This window comes from Delftia sp. S65 (assembly GCF_016516495.1).
In the GTDB taxonomy this organism is placed as follows: Bacteria; Pseudomonadota; Gammaproteobacteria; order Burkholderiales; family Burkholderiaceae_C; genus Comamonas; species Comamonas acidovorans.
Map to the genome: position 1 here is coordinate 60287 of NZ_JACVUR010000026.1, position 20962 is coordinate 81248.

Sequence of the window (20962 nt, forward strand, 5' to 3'; positions counted from 1 at the left end):
GGGGCAGCTTGCACGCATTGTTACCTGCGGCCGACACGCTGAGCGTCGGGCCCCGGGCAATCCGGCACTTCAGAACTGATAGGTTGCCGTTACCCTGGCCGTGCGGCCTTCGCCGTATTCAACGGCCGAGGAGCGCGACTGCTCGCCCAGGCGCTGGCGCACGCCGGCCACATAGGCCTTGTTGCCGATGTTTTCGAGATTGAGCCTGAGCTTCCATTGCCGGTTGAGTTCATAGCCGACCATGGCGCTGTGCACCCAATAGGCAGAGAGTTTCCCATCGCCTGCCGAGGTGACATTGCGCGTGCCCACGAAGCGCACCCCATAGCCCACCGTCCAGCCTTGGGGCAATGCATAGGTGGTCCACAGGTTCAGCGAATGGCGCGGCGTATTGCCCAGCGCCTGGCCCACACGCGCAGGCTCGTTCAATGACTTGAGGGTCTTGCTGGCCATGAAGGTGTAGTTGGCGAAGACATCCCATTGCGGCGTCACCTTGCCTGCGGCACCGAGCTCCAGCCCGCGCACGCGCTGCTCTCCGGCCAGCAGATAGCTGCCATCGGCCATCTGCTCGCGGGCATTGGTCTTGTCCACCTGGAACAGGGCGCCGGTCAGCGCCAGCTGGCGGTCCAGCACATCCCACTTGGTTCCCAGTTCCAGGCTGGTGTTCTTCTCGGGTGCCAGCGAGGCCGTGGCCGCATCCAGGCCCGAGCCCGTGGAGACCAGGAATTCGGCGGAAGGGTTGAAGGCCGTGCCGTAGGCCAGGTAGATGCGGCCGTTGTCGGCGGGCTTGAAGCTCAGGGCCGTGCGGCCGCTGAGCCGGCCGTCGGAGCTGTCCACCTCGGTGCGCACGCCAGCGGCCGTTGTGGAGTTGGAGCGCCCATCGATCCAGTCATAGCGCAGGCCCAGGTTCAGATCCCAGCGCGGACCCAGCGCAATGGAGTCGGTGGCATACAGCGCGCGGGTGTCCAGGCTGGTTTCGTTCCTTCCGCTGTTTTGCAAGTCCGTCGTGCCCGTCCAGTATCCGGGCGGACGGGCCAGCGGATAGCCGCCGGCCGGGAACTGCCGGTTGATGTTGTAGGAAGAGGTGGTGCGGTCATAGGTCTCGCGTGCGATCTCGAAGCCCGTGATCAGCGTATGCCCCAGCACGCCTGTGTCGAAGCGCTGGGTCAGGTTGGTCTGGTTGATCCACAGGGTGGTGGCGGCATCGCGGCCATAGGCCTGGGGCCCTGCGGGCCGGTAGTAGCCAGGCTGCATGCCCCGGAGATCGACATGCGAGGCAGAGATCACGGTATCGCGGCTCAGCCGCGAGTAGCGCGAGAGGTTCTGCAGCTTGGCGCCCGAGGCGAAGTCATGCTCGATCTTCGCGGTCAGGGCATCCTGGCTGATCTTTTCCCGGTCAAGGTTGCGCCAGCCGAAATAGGCATTGCGCGAGACGCCATCGAGCATCTTGCCGCGAAAGGCCGGCACGCCAAAGTCGGGAAGATTGTCATCGTTCTGGTGGAAGAAGCTGAGGGTCACGCGCGTGGGCGAATTCAATCCCAGGGCCAGCGAGGGCGCCACACCCCAGCGCCGCTTGAAGATGGTGTCGCGCCCGGCCACGTCGCTGTCATGGCCCATGAGGTTCAGGCGCATGGCGGCCTTGCCGCCAGCCAGCACCCGGTTGGTGTCGAGCGTGAGGCGCCGGTAGCTGGCCGTGCCCAGGCCTGCGTCGGCCTCGGTGAAGTCATGGGCCTTGGGCTGCTTGCTGATCATGTTGATGCTGCCGCCCGAGGTGCCTGCCCCGCCAAAGACCGAGTTCGGGCCCTTGATGACTTCGACAGACTCCGTGTTGAAGAGGTCGCTGCGGTTGTTCTGCCCACTGTCGCGCAGCCCGTCGATCTGCAGGTTGGCGTTGGCGCTGAAGCCGCGGATGTTGATGCTGTCGCCCGAGCCTGCACCGCCCTCGCCCGCATTGAAGGTGATGCCCGACACATTGGACAGCGCCTGCTGCAGGCTCAGGGCGTTCTGTTCCTGGAGCACCTGCCCCGGTACCACCGTAATGGTCTGGGGCACGTCCAGCAGCGGCTTGGCGTACTTGACCGATTCGGATGCCTCGGTGCGCGAGCCGGTGGTGCGCGGTCCCGAAACGGTGATCGGCGCCAGCTGGACCTGGCGATCCTCAGGGGGCACATCCTGCGCGTATGCAGGTGTGACCAGCGCCGCAGCGAAGACCGAATAAAGGCATGACTGGGGGCCGGAGACAAAAGGTCGGGAACGGCAATCTGAAGTGCGCATGGCAAGGGCCTTTGTTGAAAATGGAAATCATTTGCAACAAGACCTTTCCCAAGCAATCAGATCCGTCTGATTCTGGTGTTCAGACCTCGATTTCAGGCGTTTTCGCTTGCGCCGATCAGCGCGCTCCCGCCTCCTGCAGCAGCCGCTCCACCTCATGCTGGCTGCGCTGGCGGGCGTGGGCCAGGGCCGTGACGCCGTCCTTGTCGGGCAGGCTGAGGTCCGCCTTCGCCGTGATCAGCTGGCGCACGATGTCCTGGTAGCGCGGGCCACCATCGCCCAGCAAAACGGCTTCGAGCAGGCAGGTCCAGCCCAGCCGGTTCACATGGTCGGCCCGCACACCGGCAGCCAGCAAGGCCTGCACGGTATCGACGTGGCCTCGCTCGCAGGCGGGGATCAGCGCTGTGCCGCCGTAGCGGTTGACGCTTTGCAGGTCGGCACCATAGGACAGTGTCATGCGCAGGATTTCCAGCCGGCCCAGGGCACCGGCCAGCAGATAGGCGCTGTCCTGCAGGTCGTTCTTGAGATTGGGATTGGCCCCGTGGACCAGCAAGGAGCGCGCGACCTCGACATGGTTGCCGCGCACGGCCAGCAGCAGAGGCGTGTTGCCCTGCGGATCGCGCACATCCACCGGCGCGCCGCGCTTGAGCCAGTCGCGCACCTGCAGCGCTTCGCCCGCCTGGGCGGCCGCCAGCAGCGCGGGGCCGAATTCGGGGCGGTTCACCACACCCTCCTGCGCCTTGGCCGCGTCGCGGCCCTTGGCGGCGGCGGCAACGGCCTGGGCCTCCTGCGCCTGGGCATCCGCCAGTCCCGCCGCAAGGCAGGCCGTCAGAATCGCCGCGTGCCGGCCCTGCGCGCCGGATCGGGAAACAGCATGGTGCATACAAGCCCTCCTGGAAAACACTGTGGTGCGGCAAGCGTACGGCAAGCCCGGGCGATTGCACGCGAACCCGGGGTGCCGCCCGTCAGTTTCATTCAGGAACTATAGCGGCATCGCCTGATCCCACGCGCTTTCCCTGGGCTCGGCCCGCGCTGGAAAGTCTCCGCGCGCCAGCCGACCTCGAACGAAAGGAGACCCGTTCCCGTGCCTTGCAATCAACGCCGTGCCGCCCGCTGGCTGGCCGCAGCCGCCACCGCCCTCGCCGTCCTCACCACCACCCTGGCCCCGGCCGTCGCCCATGCGCGCGAGTTCGTCAGCGTCAAGGGCACCAGCGTCAATGTGCGGCAGCAGCCCACCACGCGCTCGGCCACGCTGTGGGAACTGGGCAAGGGCTATCCGCTGCAGGTGGTGCAGCGCAAGGGCCAGTGGCTGCGCGTCAGGGACAACGAGAGCACGCTGGGCTGGGTGCATGCGCCGCTGACCGGCAAGACCCCGCACATGGTGGTGACCGGGCGCACCGCCAACCTGCGCGCCGGCCCGGGCCAGAACCATCGCGTGGTGGGCAAGCTGGCTGAAATGGAAGTGGTGCGCACGCTCAGGAAACAGGGCTCCTGGGCCCAGGTCCAGCGCGACAACGGCCAAAAGGGCTGGGTGGCGCGCAGCCTGACCTGGGGCTGGTGAACCAGGCGCTGCGCCGAACGTTCAGCCGTTGACCACGACCTGCGCGCGCGGCGCATAGCCGTGGTTCAGCGGGCCATGGCCGGCGCCCGTGAACACATCGGCGCCGGCCGCAATCGCGCCCAGGATGTAATCGCGCGCCTGGGCCACGGACGCCTCCAGCGGCAGGCCCAGCGCCAGGTGCGAGGCAATCGCCGAAGACAGCGTGCAGCCCGTGCCGTGCCCGTTGTGCGTGGCAATGCGCTGCGACTGCAGGCGCAGCCGCTGGCCGTTGCCATGGCCCAGCAGGTCCACCACCAGATCGCCCGACAAGTGCCCGCCCTTGAGCAAGGCGGCCGGCGCGCCCAGCGCCAGGAGTTCCTGCACGGCGCCGTCCAGTGCGTCTATGCCCTCAATGGAGTGGCCCAGCAGCAGCGCGGCCTCGTCCAGATTGGGCGTGACCACGGTGGCCAGGGGGAACAGCTCGCGCACCAGCACGGAGGCGGTTTCCGGCGCGATCAGCCGGTCGCCGCTGGTGGCCACCATCACGGGGTCCAGCACCACGTTGCGCAGCTGGTGGCGGCGGATGGCATCGGCCACCACCTGCACCACCTCGGGCGTGGCCAGCATGCCGATCTTGACGGCGTCGGCGCCGATGTCCTCGACCACGGCGTCGATCTGGCCGCGCAGTATGTCCACGGGAATGCCGTGGATGCCGCTGACGCCCAGCGTGTTCTGCACGGTGATGGCCGTGATGGCCGTCATGCCGTAGCAGCCCAGGGCGCTGCAGGTCTTGAGGTCGGCCTGTATGCCGGCGCCGCCACCGCTGTCGGAGCCCGCGATGATGAGCACGCGGGCATAGCGCTTGCGCGCGGCGGGAGCCGGTTCGGGGGATGCGGCGGTCGAAGGGGAGTGGTCGGCAGTCATGGGCGAAAATTATCACCCATGCGCATGGTCAATACCGGCAGCTGCGGGATGTGCTGTAATGCCTGCTGACGGACGAAACAGGGGTGTCCCGTCGGTGAAACAGGGCCTGGCCCGCCTCGCCGATGCGTGACTGAGAAACACCCTGGGGCCCCGGGGCGACCAGCCCCCTGCCGCACAAGCCTGCACCACAGGCACCTTGCCGCGCAGCGCCCCTGCACCCGATCCAGGTCATGCTGGCGTGGGGAGTTTCAATCAATCGGGGTGGTACGCCGCGTTTTGTCCAGCACATGCCCTGTGCGCGGACAGCCGGCCGGCAGTCCCACGGGCATGGGCGCACTTGACCACCAGATGCACATGTCCGTTCTACAAGCTTCTTCCCGCATCGCCATTCTGGGCGGCGGCCTCATGGGCCGGCTGCTGGCATTGGCGCTGGCCCGTCGCGGCCACGGCATTGCCGTATACGACGCCCACGGCCCCGAAGGCGATGGCGCAGCGGCCCGCGTGGCAGCCGCCATGCTCGCGCCCCTGGCCGAATCGGCCATCACCGAGCCCGGCGTGGTGCGCATGGGCCAGCACGGCCTGACGCGCTGGCCCGAACTGCTGGCCCAGCTCGATGCGCCCGTGTTCTTCCAGCAAAACGGCACCCTCATCCTCTGGCACCGCCAGGACGCGGGCGATGCCCAGCGCTTCTTCGGCCTGCTGGAGAAAAACCGCCGCATCAACCCCAGCCTTCCCGCGCTGCAGCCGCTGGCCGACCAGGCCCTGCACGACTGCGAGCCCGCGCTTGAGCGGCGCTTTGCCCAGGCCATGTACCTGCAGGGCGAGGGCCAATTGGACAACCGCCAGCTGCTGGCCTCACTCCACGCCACGCTGACCCGCCTGGGCGTGGAGCAGCACTGGAACCAGCCGCGCGAGCTGGCCGACTTCCGTCCCGGCACGCCGGGCCAGCCCGACTGGGTGCTGGACTGCCGGGGCCTGGGCGCACGCGGCCAGTGGCCTGCGCTGCGCGGCGTGCGCGGCGAGGTGGTGCGCATCCACGCGCCCGAGGTCACGCTGCAGCGGCCCACGCGCCTGATCCATCCGCGCTACCCGATCTACATTGCGCCCAAGGAGGACCACCTCTTCGTCATCGGCGCCACCGAGATCGAGTCCGACGACATGTCGCCGGCCAGCGTGCGCTCCACGCTGGAACTGCTGAGCGCCGCCTACACCGTGCATCCGGGTTTTGCCGAAGGCCGCATCGTCGAGATCGCCACCCAGTGCCGCCCCACCCTGCCCGACAATCTGCCGGCCGTGCGCTGGAGCGCGCCGCGCGTGATGGAGGTCAACGGCCTGTACCGCCATGGCTTCATGATCGCGCCGGCCATGCTGGACGTGGTGCTGGAGCTGCTCGACAGCGGTGATTCCGAACTGGCCCGCCGCTTCGATATCGCCGTCGAGAATGCGCCATCGCAGCACAAGGCAGCCGCCTGAACGGCACGCACGGCACTTTCACGCACAACAGACCGGACATGCACGCAGGGTCGCCAGCCCCGGCCCTGCCTAAGATCGAACAAGCCCCCGTACCCGCCTTTCGTTTCCCCCCAGCCGCCATGAACATCACCATCAACCAGCAAGCGACCGAACTGAGCGACGGAGCCACCGTGGCCGACGCGCTGGCCCAGCTTGCGCCGCGCCCGCCCTTTGCCGTGGCCATCAACACCGTCTTCGTACCCAAGGCCCGCTATGCCGAGCAGGCGCTGAACGACGGCGACCGCCTCGAAGTGATCTCGCCGGTGACCGGCGGCTGATGCCCCATCCGACTCTCCCATTGCCTCACGCCATGACGACTTCCGCCTCTTCCTCCGACGACAGCCTGGTCCTGTACGGCCAGCGCTTTGACAGCCGCCTGCTGCTGGGCACCTCCCGCTACCCCTCGCCCGCCGTGCTGGAAGCTGCCGTGCAGCGCGCCCGCCCGGCCATGGTCACGGCCTCGCTGCGCCGCCAGGGCAGCAATGCCGCCGAGACCGGTGCCAGCTTCTGGGAACTGCTCAGAAAGCTCAACGTGCCCGTGCTGCCCAACACCGCCGGCTGCATGACCGTGCAGGAAGCCGTGACCACGGCCCAGATGGCACGCGAAGTCTTCGAGACACCCTGGATCAAGCTGGAGCTGATCGGCGACGACTACACCCTGCAGCCCGACACGCTGAACCTGGTCGAGGCCGCCTCCATCCTCATCAAGGACGGCTTCCAGGTCCTGCCCTACACCACCGAGGACCTGGTGCTGTGCCAGCGCCTGGTGGATGTGGGCTGCCAGGCCGTCATGCCCTGGGCGGCGCCCATCGGCACGGGCCGCGGCCCCGTCAACCCCTACGCCATGCAGACGCTGCGCGAGCGCCTGAAGGTGCCGCTGATCGTGGATGCGGGCCTGGGTCGGCCCTCGCATGCCTGCCAGGTCATGGAGTGGGGCTATGACGCCGTGCTGCTGAACACGGCCGTGGCCCTGTCCGAAGATCCCGTCGCCATGGCCGGCGCCTTTGCCGATGCCGTGAACGCCGGCCACGCCGCCCATCGCGCCGGCGCCATGGCCGAGCAATCTGCCGCCCAGCCCAGCACACCCGTGCTGGGCACGCCGTTCTGGCACCACGGCTGAGGAGACCGGCCATGAGCAACGACTCCATCCAATCCTGGGCAGACGCCATCGTGCGCCTGCACGGCGCCACCTTCGCCCCTGAAGGCTCCGCCCTGCCCTCTCAGCCCGTGCCGCAGGCACAGCGCCAGGAGCCGGCCTATCTTGCGGCGCTGCAGGCCTGCAGCGCGCTGGGCTTCATCGCCATCGACGCCGAGACGCTGGCCTGCGCTTGGCAGGCGCAGACGCTGCGCAGGGGCCGCTTCGAGGCCACGCTATGGCCCGACGATCCGCGCGACTTCGGTCTGGAGGGGGCCGATCCCGCACTGGCCTTCCCGGAGTGCCCAAGGTCCCTGGGCCTGTACGGCGTGCTGCCCGATGCGCAATGGGTGGGCCGCATGGCCCGCGCCGGTGTGCCCACCGTGCAATTGCGCTTCAAGTCCGAGGACCGCGACGCCATCGCCCGCGAAGTGCGCGCCGCCGTGGCCGCCGTGGAAGGCACGGGCGCCCTGCTCTTCATCAACGACCACTGGCGCGAGGCCATCGATGCCGGCGCCTATGGCGTGCATGTGGGCCAGGAAGACCTGGATGCGCTGGCCGGCGCCGACCTGCAGGCCATCCACGCCTCGGGCCTGCGCCTGGGCGTGAGCACGCATGGCTATGCCGAAATGGTGCGCGCCCATGCGGTGCAGCCCAGCTACATCGCGCTGGGCGCCGTCTTCCCCACAACGCTCAAGAAGATGGCCACGGCTCCACAGGGCCTGGCGCGCCTGGGCGCCTATGTGCGCCTGATGCAGCGCTATCCGCTGGTGGCCATCGGCGGCATCTCGGCCGACCAGTTCCCGGCCGTGCGCGCCACGGGCGTGGGCTCGGTGGCCGTGGTGCGGGCACTGGTCAATGCCGAGGATCCTGAAGCGGCGGCGCAGCAGTTGCTCGCGCGCATGCACGCTGCCGACTGAGTTCTTGCTGGGCACCCCAACAAAAAAGGGAGCAGATGCTCCCTTTTTTTGCACTGCCTCAACCCTTGGGCGGATCCTTGTCGTCTGCCTGCGGCAACGGAGCCTGTGGTGAGCTACGAAAGGCCGGGTCGGTCTCGCGCGACAGCAGCATGTCCACCGAGCGGCTCAGCGGCTCGTCCAGGCCACGGTGCTCACGCACGGTGTCGGGTGGCTCCAGCTCCCACTTGTCCAGCGCCAGGTCCATGTCCAGCGGCGCCTTGAGATTGTGGCTGCTGAAACCCACGGCACCCGAACCGGGCACCGACAGCGTCACGGACGGAAAGCGCGAGGCCACATCGACATGCGGCAGCTCGTTCTCGCCCAGGTCCGTGAGGTCTATGTCCAGCAGCGGTGCCGACTCATCGTGGATGAAGGAAGGCGCCTCGCCCAGGGGCACGGCGCGCACCTGTCCTGCGGGCAGTTGGCCGGCCTGATCCAGATCGAAGTTCAGGGGCTGCAACTCGAAGTGCAGCGGTGCGGACAACGAGTCCGGTGCGCTGCTCGCAGGCTTGTCGCCGCCACCGACTGCACCCGTGGACAGCGGCAGCGTGTCCATGGGGGTGAACTCCAGGCCCGGTTCCAGCGGCGTCACAGAGGCCGGCTGCAGCTGTGCAGGTTCTATCGGCGGCTGCAGCTCTGCCATCCAGTCCACGCCCGTGGCTGCGGATGCAGGAGCATGCGCCGGCGTGGCTTCTGCAGCCGCTGTGAAGGCAGCCGCGCCGGCCGTGGTTGCGCCGGCTGCGGCAGTGCCCGCCACCATGCGCGGCGTGGTGCGCTCGCGCGGGCCGGGTTCGCCGCGTGTTCCGGCAGGTGAGGTGCGCGCAATGGACAGCAGCAGCAGCAGGTCGTCGAAGGCGGCCAGATCGAAGGGGGCCGGCGCATCGGGGTCGGGTGCACCGTCCTGCTTGAACAGGTAGTGCGCCAGGCAAGTTTCGACTTCGTCCACGGGCCACAGGGCCTCGATGCGCGCCAGTTGCTCGGGATAGCCCTGCAGCAGGCTGCTGCCCTTGTCGGTAAAGCCCGGCATGGCCGGCACACGGGCGTTGAAATGCCTGGCAAAGCGGGCGCGCAGCTGGTCGAAATCGTCGCGGCGGCTCAGCGTGTAGTACAGGTGCAGCAGCTCCAGATAGGCCAGCGGCGAGGAATCCTCATGCGTGTCGATATGCGAGCGCAGCAGCTCGATGGCCTGCTGGTGCTCGCCCACCGAGATGAAGAATTCCGCCTGTTGCTGCACGTCGAACAGTTCGCCGGGCTGCACCATGCGCCTGGCCTTGATGGCCTCGGGCGCAGACGTGCGCACAGGTGCCGGGGCCTGCGGCGCAGGCTCGGTTTCCAGCTCGGCATGCACGGACACAGGCACGGGAATGGTGGCCGGGCCGAAGTCGCCAGGGTCCACATCCTCATGCAGCTCATAGGTCACGCCGGGGCGCATCTGGGCGCCGCGCTGCACATAGGGCGAAGCCAGGGTATCCGGTCCCCGGCGGTCATCCTGCTGCGGTGCCGCAGGCCGGTGCTCACGCAGGCTGGGGGCCATGGGCCGCGTGGGCCGATGGGGATCCAGGGAATGCGGCAGGGTGTGGATCTCGTCATCGCGCACATGCGGCGGGGTCGACGGCACGGGGTCCTGCGACGAACGCTCCACCGATTCCCGCCAAGCGTTTTGCTCGCGCGAGAACAGCGAAGCACCCGAGCGCATGCGCCAGGCCATCCAGCCGATCACGGCCACGGCGGCAATCAGGGCCAGCAGCAGCGCATTGAACAGCCAGGATGAGCCGCCGGACTCCTGGCGCATTGCGTCCAGCTCGGCCCGCAGCTGGGCCAGTTGCCCACGGTCCACGCCGTCGCGCTTCTTGAAGGCCGCCATCTCGGCCTCCAGCGCCTGCACGCGCTTGTTGGCCTCGGCCAGCTGCTCGCTGCCGGCATCGAACATGGGAGCCGCAGATGCGGCGCCGCCTTCGGGTGTTCCGGGTGTTCCGGGTGTTCCGGGTGTTCCGGGTGTTCCGGCTGCTCCAGCGGCGCCCGGGGTGCCGCCCGTTCCCAGCCACTCCTCCACCGGCTCCATGCGCAGACGCGGTTCGATGCGCAGGCCCGCCTGCAGCTGCCCGGCCTGGGCCTGGGCGGTCACACCCACGGGAGGCCTGGACTTTTCGGCCGCGGCCTTGGGTTTCGGCCTGGGCTTTGGTTTGGGCTGGGGCTGCGCCTCCTTGGGAGCGGGCGCCGTGGCAGGCCGGGCATCCGACCGGGCACTGCGGGCAGCGGCCGCGCGGGAGGGTGTCGAAGAAGATTCAGAAGCGGTGCCAGCCACACCGGCTGCACCAGCGCCAGCGCCAGCACCGGCTGCTGCTGCGGCGCCCACGGTCGGCAGCGCAGGCTGCGCTGCTGCCAGTTCACGCACATTGATGGGCTGGTTGCCTGTGGCGTCCACCGAATCTGGCAGCTGCGCCAGCAGCGTATAGCTGCGGCTGATGCCGCCACCTTCGCAGCCCGCCCACAGCTTGAGCGTCACGATGGGCTCGTCCACCGTATAGCGGGCCTGCACCCGCACGGCCTTGCCCGACGAGGTCGGGCTGACACTGACGCGCGAGGATTCGATGGGCCTGTCACCGGCCAGCAGCTCGGCGCGCACACAGGAGCTGCCGGCGTCGTTTCCGCTATCGGGCTGCAAGCCCACCACCAGGTCGAACGGAGCGCCCAGCACCACGTTGCCCCGAGGACTGCCCAACGACAATGCGGACGCGTTCCAGGCCATGGAGGACAGGGCGACGCCGAGAATGGTGCTACAAATTCTCACATCAGCCTTTCTTTGAACGCTTGCATTTTTGCATAGACACCTGTAGGACACCTCCTCTATGTATATGATCCAAAACAACATTTCTCCTATCAGAAACGTCGGATTGATAGGCGCAGGCATCATGGGGCAAGGCATTGCCCAGTTGGCCGCCCAGGCAGGCGCCAGGGTGCTGTTGCAGGATGCCCGTCCCGGTGCTGCCGCACAAGCGCAACAACAGCTGCTTGCGCTGTGGGACACACTGCAGAAGAAACAAAAAATAACAAGTGAGCAGGCCGCAGATTGCAAGGCCCGGCTGACGGTGGTGGACGGTCTTGATGCCTTCAAGAACTGCGATCTGGTAATAGAGGCCATCGTCGAGCGCATGGATGCCAAGCAGGCGCTGCTGCGCGAGCTGGAGGCCATCGTTGCGCCCGGGACCCTCATCGCCAGCAATACCTCGGCCCTGTCCATCACCACGCTGGCCACGGCGCTCAAGCACCCGCAGCGCTTTGCCGGCTTTCACTTCTTCAACCCGGCGCCGCTGATGAAGGTGGTGGAGATCGTGCGCGGCCTGGCCACGGACGAGGCCACCTGCACCACGCTGGCACAGTTCGCGCGCAGCTTCGGCCACACGCCCGTGCGCGCGCAGGACACGCCGGGCTTTCTGGTCAACCACCTGGGCCGAGGCTATGTGACCGAGGCGCTGCGCATCGTGCAGGAAGGCATTGCCGACTTCGCCACCATCGACCGCATCCTGCGCGAGCAGGTGGGATTCAAGCTCGGCCCGTTCGAGCTGATGGATCTCACCGGCCTGGATGTCACCCATGCCGTGATGGAGCACATCTACCACCAGTACTACCAGGAGCCGCGCTACCGCCCCAGCCCCATTGCCGCGCAGCGCGTGGCGGCCGGCCTGCTGGGCCGCAAGACCGGCCAGGGCTTTTACCGCTATGCCGAAGGCCGCGCCGAGCAGCCTGCCGAGCCTGCCGTGCCGCAGGTGCAGACGCTGCCACCGGTCTGGGTGTCCGCACGCGCGGCCCGGCGCAACGAGATCTACCAGTTGCTCAAGAGCCTGGGCGCACGCATTGAAACCGCGCAGGCACCGACCGAGCAGGCCTTGATCCTGGTGGCGCCGCTGGGCCTGGACGTGACCACGGTGGCTGCCGTGGAGCGGCTGGACTGCACGCGCACCATGGGCATCGACATGCTGATCGCCGACGCCGACACGCGCCGCCGCGTGCTGGCCACCACGCCGGCCACGCGCACCGACATGCGCGATGCGGCCCATGCGCTCTTTGCCAGCGACGGCAAGGCCGTGAGCGTGATCCGCGACAGCGGCGGCTTTGTCACCCAGCGCGTGGTGGGCTCCATCGTCAACATCGCCAGCGACATCTGCCAGCAGGGCATCGGCAGCCCGGCCGACCTGGAAAAGGCCGTGACCCTGGGCCTGGGCTATCCCATGGGCCCGCTGGCCATGGGCGACCGCTGGGGCCCCACCAACATGCTGGAGGTCCTGTTCAACCTGCAGACCGTGTATGGCGACCCGCGCTACCGCCCCAGCCCCTGGCTGCGCCGCCGTGGCGCGCTGGGGCTGAGCCTCACGCACGAGGAGCCATAAGCCCTGCAAAGCCGGCGACCCGACGCACGACGGGTCGCCTTTTTTTCGCCGCCCTGCCCCGTTTTCGGCAGGCCCAGACACCGAAGTGACAGGCCCGCCGGCGGCATGCTGCGCCGCGGCGGTCCCACACGCGACAATGTGACCGTCATCAGTCACGCAAAAGACAGGCCATGGACGACCCGATTCTTACCATCGAAGAACGTGAAGCGATCAATTCCGGTCGCTGGTTTTCATCACTTTCTCCATCGCTTCGGCACGACATTCTTCGATGCGCTTACGTCAAACGGTTCAAAGATGGCACGCTCATCTGCGCACGCGGAGAACCGCCCGAGGAATGGATCGCCTGCGCCCGGGGTGCGGTGCGCGTGAGCTCGACCTCGATCACGGGCAAGCAGATCACGCTGGACTACGTGGAGCCGGGCATCTGGTTCGGCGACGTGGCCATCCTGGACGGGGACAAGCGCACGCACGATGCCTATGCGCACGGCGAGACCACGCTGCTGTGCGTGTCCAAGACCGACTTCAAGAAAATCCTGTCCATGCATGTGGAGTTCTCGGAAGCCATGCTGCGCCTGCATGCACGGCGCATCCGCCAGCTCTACGGCCTGGTCGAGGACCTCAACACCCTGCCGCTGCGCGCGCGCCTGGCCAAGCAGCTGCTGCACCTGGTGCGCAGCTACGGCGTGACCAGCCTGTCGGATGGCAGCGAGATCCGCATCGGCCTGCATCTGGCGCAGGAGGAACTGGCCCAGTTGCTGGGCGCCTCGCGCCAGCGCGTGAACCAGGAACTCAAGGCCATGGAGCGCGAGAACGCCATCCGCATCGAGCCGGGGGGCCTGGTGGTCTGCGACCGCGACACGCTGCTGCGCATCGCCGCGCCCGACGCCTGAACCTGCGCGGCCCCCACCGCGCCGCGTACACACAGCCCTTTCCTTCACCGACCGGACGTTCGCGCCGGCCGGTGCCTTGCCGCGCCCGTGCCGCGCGGCCGCACCCCTTTCTAGAACCGGTTTCCGAACCGATCACAGGACTGACTGCCCCATGAGCACTTTCGACCATTTCGTAGGCACGCGCCCCGTCTCCGACCAGCACGCATTCGACGTGCCCGCGCTCACCGCCTGGATGCAGGGCCATGTGCAGGGCTTTGCCGGCCCGCTGCAGGTGGAGATGTTCAAGGGCGGCCAGTCCAACCCCACCTACAAGCTGATCACGCCCGGCCGCAGCTACGTGATGCGCTCCAAGCCCGGCCCTGTGGCCAAGCTGCTGCCCTCGGCCCATGCCATCGAGCGCGAGTTCCGCGTGATGAAGGGCCTGGCCGGCACCGACGTGCCCGTGCCCCACATGTATGCGCTGTGCGAGGACGAGTCCATCATCGGCCGCGCCTTCTACATCATGGAGTGCATGGAAGGCCGCGTGCTCTGGGACCAGTCCCTGCCCGGCATGGAGCCGGCCCAGCGCGCCGCCATCTACGACGAGATGAACCGCGTGATCTCGGCCCTGCACACCGTGGACTTCGCGGCCCAGGGCCTGGCCGACTACGGCAAGAGCGGCAACTACTTCGAGCGCCAGATCGGCCGCTGGAGCAAGCAGTACGTGGCCTCGGTCACCCAGCCCATCCCCGAGATGGACCAGCTCATGCAGTGGCTGCCCGCCCACATGCCGGCCAGCGCGCTGGATGCCTCGCGGGTGTCCATCGTGCACGGCGACTTCCGCCTGGACAACCTGATGTTCCACCCCACCGAGCCGCGCGTCATCGCCGTGCTGGACTGGGAGCTGTCCACCCTGGGCCACCCGCTGGCCGACTTCAGCTACCACTGCATGAGCTGGCACATCCCCGCCACGCTGGGCCGGGGCATCGCAGGCAAGGACCTGGCGGCCCTGGGCATTCCCGGCGAAGAGGAATACATCCGCCGCTACTGCGAGCGCACGGGCCTCAAGGACGTGGACACGCTGCGCGCCGACTGGAACTTCTACATGGCCTACAACATGTTCCGCATCGCGGCCATCCTGCAAGGCATTGCCAAGCGCGTGGAGGCCGGCACGGCCTCCAGCGCCCAGGCCAAGGCCTCGGGCGACACCGCCCGGCCCATGGCCGAGCTGGCCTGGTCCTTCGCCCAGCGCAGCTGAGCCATCCAGACCGCCCCCATAACTCACCGATCACCCCGTTTCCACCACAAGCGACAAGCCAAGAGAAGGAGCGCATCCATGGACTTTGAATATTCGCCCAAGACCAAGGACCTGCAGGAACGCCTGCTGAAGTTCATGGACGAGCACATCTATCCCGGCGAAAAGGACTATGCCGCCGAGATGGAAGCCAACACCGCCGCAGGCAAGCGCTGGACGCCGCTGCAGACCATCGAGAAGCTCAAGGTCAAGGCCCGGGAGCAAGGCCTGTGGAACCTGTTCCTGCCCGTGGACAGCGCCGAGGCCGCAGGCTACAAGGGCGGCGGCCTGACCAACCAGGAATACGCGCCGCTGGCCGAGATCATGGGCCGCGTGCCATGGTCCAGCGAGGTGTTCAACTGCTCGGCGCCCGACACCGGCAACATGGAGACCATTGCGCGCTACGGCAGCACCGAACTCAAGGAGCGCTGGCTCAAGCCACTGCTGGAGGGCAAGATCCGCTCGGCCTTCGCCATGACCGAGCCCGAAGTGGCCTCCTCCGACGCCACCAACATCTGCACGCGCATCGAGCGCCAGGGCGACGAGTACGTGATCAACGGCCACAAGTGGTGGATCTCGGGTGCCGGCGATCCGCGCTGCCAGGTCTTCATCACCATGGGCAAGACCGACCCCGATGCGCCCAAGCACTCGCAGCAAAGCATGATCATCGTGCCCGGCGACGCGCCCGGCATCCGCATCGTGCGTCCGCTCAACGTCATGGGCTATGACGATGCGCCGCACGGCCACATGGAGATGTACTTCGAGAACGTGCGCGTGCCCGCTGGCAACATCCTGCTGGGCGAGGGCCGTGGCTTCGAGATCGCCCAGGGCCGCCTTGGCCCCGGCCGCATCCACCACTGCATGCGCCTGATCGGCCTGGCCGAGCGCGCGCTGGAGCTGATGTGCAAGCGCGCCAGCTCGCGCATTGCCTTCGGCAAGAGCGTGGCCCAGCAGACCGTGACGCAGGAGCGCATCGCCGAGGCACGCTGCCGCATCGACATGGCGCGCCTGCTCACGCTCAAGGCCGCCTGGCTGATGGACATCGCCGGCAACAAGGTGGCACGCAGCGAGATCGCCATGATCAAGGTCGTGGCCCCCAGCATGGCCTGCCAGGTCATCGACTGGGCCATGCAGGTGCACGGCGGCGGCGGCATGAGCGACGACTTCCCGCTGGCCAGCGCCTACGCCCACGCGCGCACGCTGCGCTTTGCCGACGGCCCGGACGAAGTGCACCGCAACGCCATCGCCAAGTGGGAGCTGGGCAAGTACGGCGCCTACGGCAAGGATGCCGGCGTGCCCATCACGCGCGGCAGCTGAGCAGGCTTCAAGCCTGAGGCCTGAGGCCGCCGCACACCCGGCAGGACCGGGTGGCGGCCCTGGCCCCCTCCCTCTCAGCCAGGAGGCAATGCCTCCTGGCTTTTTTGCGCCTGTCTTTCCGGCATTTCAGTGCCCATGGCAGGCGCCTCCCATCCCCCGCCCAGCGCGCGGTACAGCGCCACGCGCGCCTGCAGCTGCAGCAGGCGCTGCAGCACGGCATCGTCCTGGGCTGCATACAGCGTGGTCTGGGCCTGCAACAGGGACAGCAGGCTTTCCGCCCCGGCCTTGTAGCGCAGCTCGGCCAGCGACACGGCCTGGCGGGCCTGGGCCAGCACCTCGGCCTGGGCCTCGGCCTGGGCCTTCAGGCCGTGGACGGCGTTGAGCGCCAGGTCCACATCGCCATAGGCGGCGACGATGGACTTGTAATAGCCGGCCAGCAGCTCCTCGCGCCGGGCCTGGGCGCCATCGCGCTCGGCCGCAAGACGGCCGCCGTCGAAGATGGGGCCGGCGAGGCCGGCCAGCAGCGAATAGACCGGCTCGCGCAGCCAGTCGCTGGCGCGGCCCGCGCTGGTGCCCGCGCTGCCCGTGAGGGTCAGCCGGGGCCACAGCGCTGCGCGGGCGGCCTGCAGGTTGGCGCTGGCGGCGGTCAGTTGCGCCTCAGCACTGGCAATGTCAGGCCGGCGCTGCAGCAGTTGCGTGGGCAGGCCTGCGCCGATCTCGGGCAGCTGCAGGGCCTGCAGCGAATCCGTGGCCAGCGCGGGGCGGCGGGCCTGGCCCAGCAGCACGGCCAGCGTGGCATCGGCATCCTCGCCCTGGCGGCGCAGCGTGGCCAGGGCCTGGCGCTGGCTGGCCACCAGGCCGCGCTGCTGGGCCAACTCCAGCTGGGTGGCGGCGCCTGCGCGCGCGCGGGACTCCACCAGGCCCAGCAGCCGCTCGGCATTGGCCACGTTGCGCGCCGCAATGGCCTGGCGCTCGCGCAGCGCCACGGCCTGCAGCCAGCCATGGGCCACCTGGGCGGTGACCGTGAGGCGCACCGTGTCCTGGTCGAACCGGCTGGCCTGCCAGGCCGCTGCCGCCGCATCGCGCGTGGCGCGGTTGCGGCCCCAGAAGTCCACCTCATACGAGGCCGTCAGCGCGGCGCCATAGACGCTGGCCTGCCCGCCCGCCACCTGTGCATGGTTCATGCGCTGGGCACGCAGCTCGCCATTGAGCGACGGCAGCAGCGCCGCGCCTGCCTGGCGCGTGGCCGCCTCGGCCTGGCGCACGCGGGCCATGGCGGCAGCCATGTCCAGGCTCTGGTCCTGGGCGGCCTGCACCACGCCGCCCAACTCCGCGCTGCCAAAGGCCTGCCACCACTGCGGTGAGACGGAGGCAGGGAGGACTTCGCCCTGCTGCTTCCACGAAGCGGCCAGCGCAGGCGCTGTCCTGTCCGGCATCGTCTGCTGCGCGGCGCAACCGCCCAGCGCAGCCAGGGCCAGGGCGATGCAGCCCAGGCGCGCATTTCCCAGCGTCTTGTCGTTCATGTCTTTCATCTCACTCTCCCGCCAGCGCGCGCACCGGGTCCAGCCGCGCCGCCGTCTTGGCAGGCATGTAGCCGAACACCAGGCCCGTCACCACGGCGCAGGCAAAGGCGCCCAGCATGGCGCGCACCGAAAACACCACGGGCACGCCCGCCACGATGAGCACCACGCCCACGGCCAGCCCGGCCAGCAGGCCCACCGTGCCGCCCACGAAGGTGACCAGGCTGGCCTCGGTCAGGAACTGGCGCAGGATGTCGCGCTGGCGCGCGCCCGTGGCCATGCGGATGCCGATCTCGCGCGTGCGCTCGCGCACCGTCATCAGCATCACGTTCATCACGCCGATGCCGCCCACCACCAGGGAGACGGCGGCAATCAGGCCCAGCATCACCGCCATGCTCTGGCGCGTGGCCGCCTCGGCCTGGATGCGCGCGGCCGCATTGCCGATGCCGAAGTCCTCACGCCCGCCGTGGCGGGCCAGCAGCAGCTTGCGCATGGCCTCCTCCGCCTCGTGCACCACGTCGGAGGACATGGCCTCGATCACCACATAGTCGGGCTGGGTCTGCGACTGGTAGACGCGCGCCCGGCCCGAGCGGTAGGGAATGAAGACCATGTCGTCATAGTTCTGCGCGCCCGAGTCCGCGCCGCGCTCGCTCATCACGCCGATCACTTCGAAGGCCGACGTGCCGATGATCAGCTGGCGGCCCAGCGGGTTGGGCGTGTCGGGGAAGAAGTGCTGGTGCGCCTTGTGGCCCAGGACCACCAGGGGCGCCAGGTCGCGGTCCTCGGCCTCGGTGTAGTAGCGGCCCTGGGCCAGCTTCCAGTGGTGCACCAGGGGCATCTCCTCGCTGGCCGCGAACACGTAGATCTGCTTGTCGGCCTTGCCGTAGCGTACGGTGATGGGGTCGCCGATCACGGGCATGACGCGCCGTATCTCTGGCAGTTCGCGCACGGCGGCCAGGTCTTCCTCGGTCATCTGCCCGGCCGGCCCGCCCGTGGCCGGCGGCTTGCTGCCCATGTAGAGGATGGCCGTGCCCATGGTCCCCATCTGCTCGACCACCTTGCGCCGCGCGCCCTCGCCAATGGCCAGCATCACAATCACTGAGGCCACGCCGATGACGATGCCCAGCAAGGTCAGGCTGGTGCGCACGCGGTTCATGCGCATGCCGCGCCAGGCGCTGCGCGCGGCCTCGAACAGCTCGGCCAGCCAGGGCGCGCCGGCGCTGCCGCGCTGCGGCGTGAGCGGCAGGGCAGCGGCGCCCGCATTCACCCCATTTGCGGCATCGTCGCGCTGGCTGTCGCTGGTGATGCGGCCGTCGCTGATCTCGATCACGCGGCGCGCCTGGGCGGCCACAGTGCGGTCGTGGGTGATGAGGATGATGGTGTGGCCCGCATCGGCCAGCTCGCGCAGCAGGGCCATGACCTCGGCGCCGCTGTGCGAGTCCAGCGCGCCCGTGGGCTCGTCGGCCAGGATGATCTGGCCGCCGTTCATCAGCGCGCGCGCAATCGACACGCGCTGCTGCTGCCCGCCCGACAGCTGGTTGGGCCGGTTGCCCAGGCGCGAGCCCAGGCCCAGGCGCTCGAGCAGCGCACGGGCGCGCCGCACGCGCTCTTCCTTGGGCAGGCCCGCGTAGATGGCGGGCATTTCCACGTTCTCGCTGGCGCTTTCGCTGGCGATCAGGTGGTAGCCCTGGAAGACGAAACCGAAGGCCTCGCGCCGCAGCCAGGCCAGCGCGTCCGAGTCCAGCGTGGCCACGTCCTGGCCCTGGAAGTGGTAGCTGCCCTCGCTGGGCCGGTCCAGGCAGCCCAGGATGTTCATCAGCGTGGACTTGCCCGAACCCGAGCTGCCCACCACGGCCACGAACTCGCCCGCGCGTATCTCCAGGTCGATGCCGTGCAGCACGGTGACGGCGGGCTGGCCGCTGTCGCCGCCGCCGTAGTGCTTGGTGATGCCGCGCAGCTCTATCAGCGGTGCGGTCAGCGGCGCGCCGGCCTGCATGCCCTGCCCCATCACCATTGCAGCCACCGCGGGCCACGGTCCAGAGGCGTCTCGCCGACGATGACGCGCTCGCCTTCCTGCAGGCCCTCCAGCACCTCGGCCTGGTGGCGGCTGCGCACGCCCAGGCGCACGGTGCGCTGCTCGGGCTGGCCCTTGGCGTCCAGCACGCGGGCCGTGTGCGCGCTGCCGCCCTTGTCAGTCACGGCCATCAGCGGCACGGTCAGCGCCTGCGCGGCCTGGCCGGTGACAAAGACCACCTGGGCCGTCATCTGGGGCATCAGCTCGGCGTCCTCGTTGTCCACATCGAACAGCACGGTGTAGGCCACGGCCTTGGTGGCGGGCGCAGGCGCCTGGCCCGCATTGCCGCCGGCCGGCGCCTGGCTGGTAGAGGGCGAAGGCAGCACCTGGCGCACCTTGCTGGACCAGCGCCGGGGCCTGGCCTGGTCGGCGCCGCCCAGCGTGGTGAAGTACACCGGCATGTCGTCGCGCACGCGGCGCACGTCGGCCTCGGACACTTCGGTCCACACCGTCATGGCCGACAGGTCGGCAATGCGCAGGATGTTGGGCGTCTGGTAGGTGGCGTTAAGCGTCTGGCCCTCGCGCGCCTCCACCGACACCACGGTGCCCGCCATGGGCGCGTAGATGCGCGTATAGCCCAGGCGCGCCTCGTCGGCCTTGAGCGTGGCCTGGGTCTGGTCGATCTGGGCCTTCAGGTGCTCCATGCGGGCGCCGGCTGCGGCCAGGTTGGCTTCTGCGGTCTGCAGGTCTTCCTCGCGCGTGGCCCCGTCGCGGGCCAGCTGGCGCTGGCGCGTGAGCTGCTGCTCGGCCAGCTTGCGCAGCGCCTGCTGCTCGGCCAGCTGTGCGCGCAGGCCCGCCAGCGAGGCGCGCCCCGCATCCACCGTGGCGCGCTGCACGCTGGGGTCGATCTCCACCAGCAGTGCGCCCTTCTCCACCTGGGCGCCGGGCTCCACGCGCAGCCGGGTGACCTGGCCCGACACCTGGGCGCCCACGTCCACATAGCGGCGCGGCTGCAGCGTGCCGATGGCCGTGACGGTGGACTCGATATCGGTGCGCGCCACGGTCTCGGTCTGGTAGGCCACGGCAGGCCGGCTGGACCACCAGGCGGCCGCGCCCCCGGCCGCCGCCAACAGGACCACCGCCACGGCGACGGCTTTCCAGCGTTGCTGCGTGCGCGTCATGCTTGCCTCCCGACCACACACACCCCGAACTGGAACGAAAG

General features: G+C 68.8%; 16 protein-coding genes. 9 read left to right on the plus strand and 7 right to left on the minus strand.

Annotation, left to right across the window (positions count from 1 at the left end):
* Nucleotides 1-69 precede the first annotated feature (69 nt).
* Nucleotides 70-2271, minus strand: a complete 2202-nt coding sequence (locus tag IAE24_RS19525) for a TonB-dependent receptor (protein ID WP_199961520.1) — start codon at nucleotides 2269-2271, stop codon at nucleotides 70-72.
* Between the two features lie 115 nt (nucleotides 2272-2386).
* Nucleotides 2387-3151: an ankyrin repeat domain-containing protein gene (locus tag IAE24_RS19530; protein ID WP_199961521.1), complete on the minus strand. Its 765-nt coding sequence runs from the start codon at nucleotides 3149-3151 to the stop codon at nucleotides 2387-2389.
* Nucleotides 3152-3352: 201 nt separating this feature from the next.
* Here IAE24_RS19530 and IAE24_RS19535 point away from each other — a divergent pair, with 201 nt between their 5' ends.
* Nucleotides 3353-3829, plus strand: a complete 477-nt coding sequence (locus IAE24_RS19535) for an SH3 domain-containing protein (RefSeq protein WP_012205133.1) — start codon at nucleotides 3353-3355, stop codon at nucleotides 3827-3829.
* Nucleotides 3830-3850: 21 nt separating this feature from the next.
* Here IAE24_RS19535 and thiD read toward each other — a convergent pair whose 3' ends face one another.
* Nucleotides 3851-4732 carry a bifunctional hydroxymethylpyrimidine kinase/phosphomethylpyrimidine kinase gene (gene thiD, locus IAE24_RS19540; RefSeq protein WP_192367825.1) on the minus strand — a complete coding sequence of 294 codons (882 nt, stop codon included), beginning with the start codon at nucleotides 4730-4732 and terminating at the stop codon, nucleotides 3851-3853.
* Between the two features lie 354 nt (nucleotides 4733-5086).
* Between thiD and IAE24_RS19545 the strand changes: the two genes are divergently transcribed.
* The 4 genes from IAE24_RS19545 to thiE all read left to right on the plus strand — a co-directional run bounded on the left by IAE24_RS19545 (nucleotide 5087) and on the right by thiE (nucleotide 8299).
* A complete protein-coding gene (locus tag IAE24_RS19545; protein ID WP_199961522.1) occupies nucleotides 5087-6205 on the plus strand; it encodes an FAD-dependent oxidoreductase in 1119 nt (372 codons plus the stop codon).
* Nucleotides 6206-6324: 119 nt separating this feature from the next.
* On the plus strand, nucleotides 6325-6522 hold the full coding sequence (gene thiS, locus IAE24_RS19550; RefSeq protein ID WP_012205130.1) for a sulfur carrier protein ThiS: 198 nt from the start codon (nucleotides 6325-6327) through the stop codon (nucleotides 6520-6522).
* 32 nt (nucleotides 6523-6554) lie between these two features.
* Nucleotides 6555-7364 (plus strand): thiazole synthase, encoded by an 810-nt coding sequence (locus IAE24_RS19555; protein WP_016446735.1) that lies wholly within the window; start codon nucleotides 6555-6557, stop codon nucleotides 7362-7364.
* 11 nt (nucleotides 7365-7375) lie between these two features.
* A complete protein-coding gene (thiE, locus tag IAE24_RS19560; protein ID WP_099751228.1) occupies nucleotides 7376-8299 on the plus strand; it encodes a thiamine phosphate synthase in 924 nt (307 codons plus the stop codon).
* A gap of 58 nt (nucleotides 8300-8357) precedes the next feature.
* Here thiE and IAE24_RS19565 read toward each other — a convergent pair whose 3' ends face one another.
* Nucleotides 8358-11087, minus strand: coding sequence for a type IV pilus assembly protein FimV (locus tag IAE24_RS19565; RefSeq protein ID WP_199961523.1), 2730 nt, complete (start codon nucleotides 11085-11087; stop codon nucleotides 8358-8360).
* Between the two features lie 100 nt (nucleotides 11088-11187).
* Between IAE24_RS19565 and IAE24_RS19570 the strand changes: the two genes are divergently transcribed.
* From IAE24_RS19570 to IAE24_RS19585, 4 genes are all read left to right on the plus strand, one after another.
* A complete protein-coding gene (locus IAE24_RS19570) occupies nucleotides 11188-12726 on the plus strand; it encodes a 3-hydroxyacyl-CoA dehydrogenase (protein ID WP_199961524.1) in 1539 nt (512 codons plus the stop codon).
* A gap of 170 nt (nucleotides 12727-12896) precedes the next feature.
* Nucleotides 12897-13616, plus strand: a complete 720-nt coding sequence (locus IAE24_RS19575) for a Crp/Fnr family transcriptional regulator (protein WP_012205125.1) — start codon at nucleotides 12897-12899, stop codon at nucleotides 13614-13616.
* Nucleotides 13617-13767: 151 nt separating this feature from the next.
* Nucleotides 13768-14853 carry a phosphotransferase gene (locus IAE24_RS19580; RefSeq protein ID WP_013802790.1) on the plus strand — a complete coding sequence of 362 codons (1086 nt, stop codon included), beginning with the start codon at nucleotides 13768-13770 and terminating at the stop codon, nucleotides 14851-14853.
* A 78-nt stretch (nucleotides 14854-14931) separates the two neighbouring features.
* Nucleotides 14932-16206 (plus strand): acyl-CoA dehydrogenase family protein, encoded by a 1275-nt coding sequence (locus IAE24_RS19585; protein WP_013802791.1) that lies wholly within the window; start codon nucleotides 14932-14934, stop codon nucleotides 16204-16206.
* A gap of 74 nt (nucleotides 16207-16280) precedes the next feature.
* Here the strand turns inward: IAE24_RS19585 and IAE24_RS19590 are convergent, their stop codons facing one another.
* Genes IAE24_RS19590 through IAE24_RS19600 form a run of 3 tightly spaced genes read right to left on the minus strand, consistent with a single transcriptional unit; the run spans nucleotide 16281 to nucleotide 20921 of the window.
* Nucleotides 16281-17738: an efflux transporter outer membrane subunit gene (locus IAE24_RS19590; protein WP_199961525.1), complete on the minus strand. Its 1458-nt coding sequence runs from the start codon at nucleotides 17736-17738 to the stop codon at nucleotides 16281-16283.
* A 1-nt stretch (nucleotide 17739) separates the two neighbouring features.
* Nucleotides 17740-19734, minus strand: coding sequence for an ABC transporter permease (locus IAE24_RS19595; RefSeq protein WP_052155350.1), 1995 nt, complete (start codon nucleotides 19732-19734; stop codon nucleotides 17740-17742).
* Entirely contained in the window at nucleotides 19734-20921 is a 1188-nt protein-coding gene (locus IAE24_RS19600) for an efflux RND transporter periplasmic adaptor subunit (RefSeq protein ID WP_199961526.1), read from the minus strand. Before IAE24_RS19600 ends, IAE24_RS19595 begins: the two co-directional genes overlap by 1 nt.
* Nucleotides 20922-20962: the final 41 nt, after the last annotated feature.